Raw genomic sequence first — 9,392 nt, 5'->3', positions numbered from 1 at the left:
CCGCGTAGATGCTGTGGCCCAGGCGGTCCAGCACGGTCATGCGTGCGGCGTGGTCGGGCGCGATCTCGCCATAGGTATCGTCCTCCACCACGTAGAAGCCGAATCGCCGCGCCAGCTGCAGCACCTCGTGGGCGCTGGCCGGCGACAGGCTGTAGCCGGTGGGGTTGTGCAGCACGCTCACGCTGACGTAGAGCTTGGGCGCGCAGCTTTCGCAGTACCGCTGCATCACGGCCAGGTCCGGCCCGTCGGGGCCGCGCGGCACGGGCAGCACGCGCATGCCCAGCGATGCCAGGCGCGCGAACTCCACGGCCCAGCCGGGCTCCTCCACCATCACCGGATCGCCCGGCTGCAGCAGGGCCCGGCTGACCACGTCCAGCCCATGCGTTGCGCCCATGGTGGTGATGATGTGCTGCGGCGCCGCCGCAATGCCCAGGCGCGCCAGGCGCCGCGACAGCGCCTCGCGCAGGCTGATGTCGCCCAGCGGGTCGCCATAGCCCACGCAGGAGTCGTGCAGGGATTTTCCCGAGCAGGCCTTGCGCATGGCAGCGGCCAGAAAGCCTGCCTCCAGCCATTGGGCCGGCAGCACGCCCGCGCCGGGCTGGGGCCTGCCGCCCACGCTCTGGTGGAACATGCCGCGCACCAGCATGGAGGCATTGATGCGCGTGCCCTTGGGCGCGCCGGTGGCCTCGTCCGCAGGCGCGGCGCGGGCCTGTTCGGACTGCAGCAGCGGTGCGTCCTGCACGAAATCGCGCACGAAAAAGCCGCTTTGCGGCCGCGCCTCGACCAGGCCCTGGGCCTGCAGCAGGTCATAGGCGGCCACCACCGTGTGCGTGCTCACGCCCTGCTGGCGCGCGCATTCGCGCACCGAGGGCAGGCGTGCGCCCGCCGGCAGCAGGCGCATGCGGATGCGCTCTCCCAGGCGTTCGGCCAACTGGGTACTCAGGGTCTGCGGCGCCAGCCGCGAAAGGGGAACGGGCATGAGAGGGTCACCAAAACGTCACTGTATCGGGATGGGCGCCGATACAGAACATGCAATTGAGGGTTCAACTGTATTGGTACTGTACAGGTCTTGCACCTATATTGCAGGCATTCGTGCTGCGGAGCAGGCCTGCCGTGCCCTCCTCCCCAACAGCCCCTTGCCGCCTGTATGGAGACCTCCGGGGCCACCGCCTCATGCCACCGTCCGAACTCACCGCCTTGCTGCTGCTCGCCGCTTCCATGAGCTTCAGCCCCGGCCCCAACACCACGCTGTCCACGGCCCTGGCCGCCAACCACGGCCTGCGCCCGGCGCTGCGCTTCGTCCTGGCCGTGCCCGTGGGCTGGTGCTTGCTGCTGGTGCTGAGCACGGCCGGCGTGGGCGCGGCGATCGTGGCGGCACCGCTGCTGCTGTGGCTGGTCAAGGCCGCCGGCATCGGCTACCTGCTGTGGATGGCCTGGCGCCTGAGCCGCAGCGCACAGATGGCGTCACTGCAATCGCAGCAGCAGCTGCAGGTGGGTTTCTGGCAGGGCGTGGGATTGCAATTCGTGAACATCAAGGCCTGGCTGCTGGCCCTGGCCATCGTGGCCGGCTGGCTGGCGGGGCACGACGACCTGAGCGAGCGCCTGTCCGTGGTGCTGCCCGTCATGGCCGCCTATGCCTTCTCCAGCAATCTGCTGTATGCCTGCGTGGGCGCACTGCTGCGCCACTGGCTGGCCCAGGGACGCAGGCTGCTGTGGTTCAACCGTGCCATGGCGGCCATGCTGGCGCTGACGGCGATGTGGATGGTGGCAGCATGAGGGTCTGCCATCCACACCCAGGCAAAGGCCGTACTGGCCTGCCCAGCTATTGAAGGGAGGATGCGCAGACCCTTCACGGCCGCGACAAAATACCCTCATTGCCGGCGCAAGAGCGAAAGCACCATCCGCACTGCGCTCTTCACATGCGGCCGGCCCGTGCCCCACGACGGCATGGCAACCCATACCAGCCCGCCCGCATGGCGGGCACCGCAAAGACCTGGAACTGCTTTTTTTATGACGACCTGGACGCTGGCAGACCGTGCTGCCAAGATGAACCCCTCCGCCATCCGCGAAATCCTCAAGCTCACCGACCGTCCCGGCATCATCAGCATGGCGGGCGGCCTGCCCTCGCCGCTGGCCTTCCCGCTGGACGCGTTCACCCAGGCCTGCCAGACCGTGATGCAGCGCGATGGCGCAGCGGCCCTGCAATACGCCACCAGCGAAGGCTTCGCGCCCCTGCGCCAGGCCGTGGCCGACTTCCTGCCCTGGGAAGTGGACCCCGACCAGGTGCTGATCACCACGGGCTCGCAGCAGGCGCTGGACCTGATCGGCAAGGTCTTCCTGGACCGCGGCAGCCGCATGCTGGTCGAAAAGCCCACCTACCTGGGCGCGCTGCAGGCCTTTGCGCCGCAGGAACCGATTCCCGTGGGCGTGGACAGCGATGACGACGGCATCCTCGTCGAGGACTTCGCCGCCAAGGCCGGCACCGGCGCCGACAAGGCCCGCCTGGCCTACGTGCTGCCCAACTTCCAGAACCCCACCGGCCGCACCATGGCCGAGGCACGCCGCCAGGCCCTGGTGGACAAGGCGCGTGAACTCGACATCCCGCTGATCGAGGACAACCCCTATGGCGACCTGTGGTTTGAGCAGCCCCCTGCCCTGCCGCTGGCCGCGCGCAACCCCGAAGGCGTGATCTACCTGGGCTCGTTTTCCAAGGTGCTGGCCCCTGGCCTGCGCATCGGCTTCCTGGTGGCGCCCAAGTCCGTCTACAACAAGCTGCTGCAGGCCAAGCAGGCGGCCGACCTGCACACGCCCGGCTTCAACCAGCGCGTGGTGTCCGAGGTCATCAAGGACGGATTCCTGGACCGCCACGTGCCCACCATCCGCGCCATGTACAAGCGCCAGCGCGACGCCATGCTGGCCGCGCTGGAACGCGAAATGGCCGGCCTGGACGTGCAGTGGACCCGTCCCGTGGGCGGCATGTTCCTGTGGGTTCGCCTGCCCAAGGGCATGGATGCGCAAAAGCTGCTGCCCGCCGCCGTGGAACGCGGCACGGCCTTCGTGCCCGGCGCGCCGTTCTATGCGGACGAGCCCCAGGCCAACACGCTGCGCCTGTCGTACGTGACCGTGTCGGCCGAGCAGATCGACAAGGGCATCGCGGCCCTGGCTGCCGCCATCCGCTCGCAGCTGTCGGCCTGATACGCACAGCCCCGGCTGTTCCCTGAAAGCCGGCTTTGCGCCGGCTTTCTTCATCCTGCATTGCCCATCGCAACCCTGCCCCTTGCCATGACCTCCACCGCCGCTCCCCGCCAGCGCTCCTTCATGACCGTGGACGTGTTCACGGCACGGCCCTACCTGGGCAATCCGCTGGCCGTCGTGCTCGACGCCACCGGGTTGACCGATGCGCAGATGCAGTCCTTCGCGGCCTGGACCAATCTGTCCGAGACCACCTTCGTGCTGCCGCCCACCGAGGCCGGCCGCGCCGCAGGCGCCGACTACCGCGTGCGCATCTTCACGCCGGGCGGCGAGCTGCCCTTTGCCGGCCATCCCACGCTGGGCAGCTGCCACGCCTGGCTGGCGCAGGGCGGCGTGCCGCAGCAGGCGCAGCGCATCGTGCAGGAATGCGCCAAGGGGCTGATCTCGATTGCGCGCCAGGACGGACGCCTGGCCTTCCAGGCACCGGCCACCGACATCGGCGCCGTGGAGCCGGGCCTGCTGGCCGAGGTGGCTGCCGCGCTGGGCGCGGAGCCCGGCCAGATCCTGCGCGCCGCCTGGCTGGACAACGGCCCGCGCTGGATGGGCGTGCTCTTCGAGCATCCCGACCAGGTGCTGGCGCTGGAGCCCGACCATGCAAGGCTCAAGGCGCTGAACACCAAGGTGGGGGCCTGCGCGCTGTACGAAAGCGCGCAAGATGCACCGGCACTGATCGGCCGCAGCAGCCGCGAGGCACGCGCCTTTGCCACGGGCCAGCGCCCGGCCGGGGCCGATGCGGATGCCGCCCCCAGCCTGGAAGTGCGCGGCTTCGCCAGCCCCGTCGGCGTCACCGAAGACCCCGTCACCGGCAGCCTCAACGCCAGCCTGGCCCTGTGGCTGCGCGGCGAAGGCCTGCTGCGCGCGCCCTACATCGCCAGCCAGGGCTGCTGCGTGGGCCGCGACGGCCGCGTGCATGTCAGCGAGGATGCCCAGGGCGCGCTGTGGATAGGCGGCCATGTGGTGGAGTGCGTAAGCGGCCAGGTGCTGTTGTAGGGCCTGCCGGGCTGCTGGAATCTGTCGCCAAGGCGGCAGCCAGTCGCCCGCAGGACAAACGCCGGCGCCAGCGCTGGCCACAATCCGCGCCATGGGAACCCTCTATCTTGTGCGCCATGGCCAGGCCTCGTTTGGTGCCGAAGACTACGACCAGCTCAGCGAACGCGGCCAGGCGCAATCGCAAAGGCTGGGTGCCTACTGGCGAGAGCGCGGCCTGCGCTTCGACACGGTCTACACGGGCACGCTGCGCCGCCATGCGCAGACGCTGGCCGGCATTGCCGAAGGCCTGGGCAGCCTGCCTGCCGAGCAGCACCGCACCCAGGCGCTTGCGGGCCTCGATGAATACGACAGCGGCGCGCTGCTGCAGGCCATCCACCCAGCGCCCCTGCCCAAGCCCGACACGCCCGAGCTGTACCGCCACCACTTCCGCCTGCTGTGCGATGCCCTGGCCCAGTGGATGGCCGGCACCATCAGCCCCAAGGGCATGCCCAGCTGGGACGACTTCTCCGGCGGCGTGCGCCAGGTGCTGGAGCGTGTGCGGCATGAACATGCCGACGAAAACGTGCTGCTAGTCAGCAGCGGCGGCCCCATCTCCACCGCCGTGGGCCATGTGCTGGGCACCTCGCCGGAGGTCACCATTGCGCTGAACATGCGCATCCGCAACAGCGCCGTGACCGAGTTCACCACCAGCCCCAAGCGCCTGATGCTGCAGACCTTCAACACGCTCAACCACCTGGACACGGACGAGCACCGCAGCTGGATCACGCACGCCTGATCCAGCCCCCGGCCAGGCTGCCACACGGCTATTGCGCCAGGGCATAGCAGCCAGAACACGGGCGATCTGGGCCGGCCTGCGCTTTTGCGCCACACTGGCCGGCCAGGAGACAAAAGACCCATGAACAAACGCCGCTTCACGCGCAGCGCCCTGGCCTGCGCGGCCCTGCTGCTGGCCGCCATCACCAGCCAGGCACAGCCCCTGTCGAACAAGCCCATCCGCATCGTCGTGCCCTTTGGCGCAGGCGGCGTGGCCGACGTCACCTCGCGCGTCGTTGCGCAAAAGCTGGCCTCGCAGTTGGGCCAGCCCGTCATCATCGACAACAAGCCCAGCGCGGGCGGCATCGTCGCAGCCGACACCGTGGCCAAATCCGCACCTGATGGACACACGCTGTTCCTCATGTCCAACGGCAGCGCCGTCACCGTGGGGCTGTTCAACCAACTGCCCTTCGACATGGTCAAGGACTTCACGCCGATATCCACCCTGGGCTACTTCGACATCGGCGTGCTCACCGCCAGCGACTCGCGCTTCAGGAACCTGGGCGAGCTGGTGGCCTGGGCCAAAGCCCACCCCGGCAAGCTCAACATCGGCAGCATCGCCATCGGCAGCACCCAGCACCTGGCGGCCGAACTGTTCAAGACCACGGCCGGCATCGACGCCCAGATCGTGCCCTTCAATGGCACGCCTGCCGTGGTCACGGCCCTGCGGGGCAGGCAGATCGACGCGGCCGTCGAAATCCTCACGCCCATCATGGGCCAGATCAACCCCAAGGCCGTCAACCTGCTGGCCATCACCGGCGACAAGCGCTCGGCCCTGCTGCCCGGCGTGCCCACGGCCCAGGAGTCAGGCATCAAGGGCTTCGTCGCCTCTTCCTGGAACGCCCTGGCCGCCCCCGCCAAGACCCCTCCGGAAATCATCGCCCGCCTGAACAAGGAAATCGCCGCCGCCGTGAACTCCCCCGAAGTCACGCAGAAACTGCGCGAAATGAACGTCCAGGCCCAATCCAGTACGCCCGAGCAGACCGCGCAATTGCTGCAATCGGAAATCAAACGCTGGGGCGACGTGATCGTCCAGGCCAAGATCCCCAAGCAATAAAGCAATAAAGGAATAGGCCGAGCGAAGCAAAGGCCCGAGCAAACTCCCCGTATGTCAGCGCCTGCGTCGTGGCGGTTGCCCCGCAGCGAAGCGAAGGGGTCGCGGACATCCGGGGCGCCTTTGCTTTGCCTACTTTCCTTCGGCCGGCGTACCGGTGGCGAAACAAAGGAAAGTAGGTCGGCCGCCGGGCCGAGACCCGGCCTCGAAAAACCACCACCCGGCAGGGTCCAAAAAAGGCCCAAAACTAAAGAGGCTCCGGCGCCCTTCCCACAGTATCCGCAGGCAGCGCAACCATCTCGGACAACAACCGCACCAACCCCCGAGCCGAAGTCTCCACCATCAAGGCCCCCCGCTCGGCCGTAGCCCCCGCAGCATTCCCCACCGCCCCGCAAACGTTGTAATCCTCGATGGCCCAGCCCATCTTGGCGCTTCGCCCATTGCCCAGCAAGGCATGCCGCTGCGCCCGATCCTCCGAAGTGGAATGAAAGTCCCGCGCATGCTCCATGCGCACGGTCTCCTGCGCCAGGTGCAGCATCATCGACGTCTCCACCTCGCCGCCATGGATGCCGAAGCGGTGCTCATGCGCGCTGAACTGCGCATTGGCCGCATCGTCCACCAGGCCGAACCAGCTGCTGCTGTAGACCAGCAGGCCGTGGCGCATGCGCAGCTCGCGCGCCACGATGTCCATCACGCTGACCTGTCCGCCATGGCCGTTGAGCAGCAGCAGCCGGCGCACGCCGGCCCGCGCCACGCAGGCGCCCAGCTCGGTCCACAGCGCGATCACCGTGGCGGGCGACAGCGTCAGCGTGCCGGCAAACGATTGGTGCTCCACGCTGAAGCCGATGTTCTGCGGAGGAAGAAAGAGCACGGGCAGGTCGGCCGGCAGCAGCGGCAGGGCCGCATCGATCACGCCCTGCAGCAGGCGGGCATCGACGGACAGCGGCAGGTGCGGCCCATGCTGCTCCACGGCGGCCACGGGCAGCACCGCCACGGTTTCCGCGGCAAGCCCCGCCTGGGCCAGCGCGAAATCGCGCGCCGATACTTCGGCCCACCAGCGCGATGGCCAGGTACCGAGGGACGTGTGTGGAGGCGGGGAGCTTGGCATGGCCATGATCTTAGCCCCCGCCCCGCGTCTCATTCGACCTTGAAGTTGGATTCCCTGACGATGCGCTTCCAGCGCTCGTTGTCGGATTCGATCAGCCGCGCGAACTCCTCGGGCGTGCCCCGGCGCGGCACATAGCTGTAGCTGCGCAGCTTGGCCAGCACGTCGGGCATCTGCATGACCTTGTCCATCTGCTGCGCGAGCTGGGCCACGATGTCGCGGGGCGTGCCCTTGGGCGCGAGCAGGCCCGACCAGGAGCTGAAGCCCATGCCGTCCACGCCGGCCTCCTTGATGGTGGGTACCTGGGGAAAGACTTCGGCGCGCTGGGGCAGCAGCACGGCCAGGGCCTTGACCTTGCCCGTGCGGATCATCTCCACCGAGGTGAAGGAGTCGAACGAGAAATCCACCTCGCCCGCCACCACGGCCTGCATCTGCGGCGCCGTGCCCTTGTACTGGGCGTTGACGATGCCCGGCGCGCCAATCACCTTCTTGAACTGCTCGGTGATCAGCGAAATCATGCTGCTGCCCGAGGACACGCTCAGCGGCTTGCCCTGTTTGGCCATGTCAACCAGCTCCTGCAGGCTGTTCACGGGCAGGTCCTTGCGTGCGATAAGGACGAATCCCACGTCGCACAGATGGCTGATGGGCTCGAAGCTGGACAGCGCCTCGTAGCTGGTCTTGTAGAGCACAGGGCTCAGCGTCTGCGCGCCGGCCGTGTTCATCAGCAGGGTGTAGCCGTCAGGCGTGGCGCGGGCGGCCAGTTCCGTGCCGATGACGCCGTTGGCACCGCCCTTGTTGTCCACCACGAAGGACTGGCCGGTCAGCTCCCCGAGCTTTTGCATGGCCAGCCGCGCCACCACGTCGGTGGTGCCACCGGCGGGAAAGGGCACGATCACGCGCACGGACTTGTCGGGATAGGCGGCTGCTGCGCGCGCGTGCTGCGGCAGTCCCCAGGCTGCGGCCGCTGCCGCGCCGGCGGCCAGGAAGTGGCGGCGAGATGTCTCCTGCATGGCTTGTCTCCTTGTGTTGCTCTATCCCGGATGGGTGGCCGGTCCATGATGGGCAACGGACATATCGCCTGTCCAATACCAAGCGCCTATGCAACGATATCTTTTGCCAATCGTCCTGCAGCAGGCCACAGGCGATCTCTCTGGACGGCCCGCTACCATCGCAGCCTGCAGCCGGGGGAACCAAAGACCATGCCCCTGGCTCCCACAGTCCGCCATGCCGCACCAACCACCTCTTCGCCACACTGCCCCCCAGCACCTCGCCTTCTGGCTCCTCGCCTTTTTCCTTGCCGCCGCCAGCCTGCTTGCCACCCCTGCCGGCGCGCAGCTGCGCCTGAAGACCGGCAGCGGGGCGGCCGCGGCCGTGGACACGCCACGCGTGCGGGCCGAGCTTGTGGCCCAGGCACCCGAAGGCGTTCAGCCCGGCCAGACGCTGTGGCTGGGCCTGCTGATCACCCACCAGCCCGAATGGCATACCTATTGGAAGAACGCCGGTGACTCCGGCCTGGCCACCGAGCTGAACTGGCAGCTGCCTGCAGGCCTGACGGCTGGCGAGATCCAGTGGCCCGTGCCCGAGGCGCTGCGCGTGGGCCCGCTGCTCAACTACGGCTATGAGGGCCAGGTGCTGCTGCCCGTGCCCGTGCAGGTGGCCGCCGACTTCAAGCCGCCCGCGTCCGGCATGCTGGACCTGCGCCTGCATGCGAATTGGCTGGTCTGCCGCGTGGAGTGCATTCCCGAGGAAGGCGATTTCCAGCTGCAGCTGCCCGTGCAGGGCAGCACGGCAGGCCAGGGTCAGGCCTTCACCCAGGCCTGGGCGCTCAAGCCCCAGGCGCTGTCCGCGCCAGCCCAGGCCAAGGTGGTGCCGGCCAGCCAGCCTGCCGCACAAGGCAGGACGCCCGACGAGCGCGTGCAGCTGCGCATCGAGGGCCTGCCGGAATCCCTGCAGGGCCGCACGCTGGACTTCTATCCCGAATCTTCCGACACCTTCCACCACGCGGCCGAACTGGGCAAGGACTGGCAGCAGCATTGGGACGGCACAGCCTGGGTGGCCGAACTGCCGCTGTCCGACATGCGCGGCGACACTCCGGCCAAGCTGCCCGTGGTCCTGGCCCTGCCGCCCGCCGAGCGCGCCGCAGCGCTGGAGCAGGGCCAGCCCGTGGCCTGGACGCGG

The 9,392-nt window shown here is 68.5% G+C and carries 9 protein-coding genes; 6 read left to right on the top strand and 3 right to left on the bottom strand.

Annotated elements, in window-relative coordinates; all coding sequences use genetic code 11:
- Nucleotides 1-979, bottom strand: a 979-nt coding sequence (locus L995_RS22620; protein WP_047473793.1) for an aminotransferase-like domain-containing protein, incomplete at its 3' end; no start/stop codon positions are given.
- A gap of 194 nt (nt 980-1,173) precedes the next feature.
- Between L995_RS22620 and L995_RS22615 the strand changes: the two genes are divergently transcribed.
- The 5 genes from L995_RS22615 (at nt 1,174) to L995_RS22595 (ending at nt 6,112) form a co-directional block, all read left to right on the top strand.
- Entirely contained in the window at nt 1,174-1,776 is a 603-nt protein-coding gene (locus L995_RS22615; protein WP_016449284.1) for a LysE family translocator, read from the top strand.
- Nucleotides 1,777-2,010: 234 nt separating this feature from the next.
- On the top strand, nt 2,011-3,195 hold the full coding sequence (locus L995_RS22610) for an aminotransferase-like domain-containing protein (RefSeq protein WP_047473792.1): 1,185 nt from the start codon (nt 2,011-2,013) through the stop codon (nt 3,193-3,195).
- An 87-nt stretch (nt 3,196-3,282) separates the two neighbouring features.
- Nucleotides 3,283-4,242: a PhzF family phenazine biosynthesis protein gene (locus tag L995_RS22605; protein WP_047473791.1), complete on the top strand. Its 960-nt coding sequence runs from the start codon at nt 3,283-3,285 to the stop codon at nt 4,240-4,242.
- Between the two features lie 91 nt (nt 4,243-4,333).
- Nucleotides 4,334-5,017, top strand: a complete 684-nt coding sequence (locus tag L995_RS22600) for a histidine phosphatase family protein (RefSeq protein WP_047473790.1) — start codon at nt 4,334-4,336, stop codon at nt 5,015-5,017.
- Between the two features lie 120 nt (nt 5,018-5,137).
- Nucleotides 5,138-6,112 (top strand): Bug family tripartite tricarboxylate transporter substrate binding protein, encoded by a 975-nt coding sequence (locus L995_RS22595; RefSeq protein WP_047473789.1) that lies wholly within the window; start codon nt 5,138-5,140, stop codon nt 6,110-6,112.
- Between the two features lie 244 nt (nt 6,113-6,356).
- On the opposite strand, the gene L995_RS22590 is transcribed toward L995_RS22595, so the two are convergent.
- Both L995_RS22590 and L995_RS22585 read right to left on the bottom strand, forming a co-directional pair.
- Nucleotides 6,357-7,217: a creatininase family protein gene (locus L995_RS22590; protein WP_047473794.1), complete on the bottom strand. Its 861-nt coding sequence runs from the start codon at nt 7,215-7,217 to the stop codon at nt 6,357-6,359.
- 29 nt (nt 7,218-7,246) lie between these two features.
- Entirely contained in the window at nt 7,247-8,224 is a 978-nt protein-coding gene (locus L995_RS22585) for a Bug family tripartite tricarboxylate transporter substrate binding protein (protein WP_047473788.1), read from the bottom strand.
- A gap of 214 nt (nt 8,225-8,438) precedes the next feature.
- Here L995_RS22585 and L995_RS22580 point away from each other — a divergent pair.
- Nucleotides 8,439-9,392 (top strand): protein-disulfide reductase DsbD domain-containing protein (locus tag L995_RS22580; RefSeq protein WP_047473787.1); only part of this gene is annotated, 954 nt, incomplete at its 3' end.

Source organism: Delftia sp. ZNC0008 (assembly GCF_000799035.1).
In the GTDB taxonomy this organism is placed as follows: domain Bacteria; phylum Pseudomonadota; class Gammaproteobacteria; order Burkholderiales; family Burkholderiaceae_C; genus Comamonas; species Comamonas tsuruhatensis.
Note: the sequence above shows the minus strand (reverse complement) of the source record. Positions and strands in the feature narration are given on the sequence as shown.

Excerpts from the sequence above, each read along its gene's own strand:
- L995_RS22595 (WP_047473789.1), top strand. The coding sequence starts at position 5,138 with ATGAACAAACGCCGCTTCACGCGCAGCGCCCTGGCCTGCGCGGCCCTG.
- L995_RS22600 (WP_047473790.1), top strand. The coding sequence starts at position 4,334 with ATGGGAACCCTCTATCTTGTGCGCCATGGCCAGGCCTCGTTTGGTGCC.
- L995_RS22610 (WP_047473792.1), top strand. The coding sequence starts at position 2,011 with ATGACGACCTGGACGCTGGCAGACCGTGCTGCCAAGATGAACCCCTCC.
- L995_RS22605 (WP_047473791.1), top strand. The coding sequence starts at position 3,283 with ATGACCTCCACCGCCGCTCCCCGCCAGCGCTCCTTCATGACCGTGGAC.
- L995_RS22615 (WP_016449284.1), top strand. The coding sequence starts at position 1,174 with ATGCCACCGTCCGAACTCACCGCCTTGCTGCTGCTCGCCGCTTCCATG.
- L995_RS22585 (WP_047473788.1), bottom strand. The coding sequence starts at position 8,224 with ATGCAGGAGACATCTCGCCGCCACTTCCTGGCCGCCGGCGCGGCAGCG.
- L995_RS22590 (WP_047473794.1), bottom strand. The coding sequence starts at position 7,217 with ATGCCAAGCTCCCCGCCTCCACACACGTCCCTCGGTACCTGGCCATCG.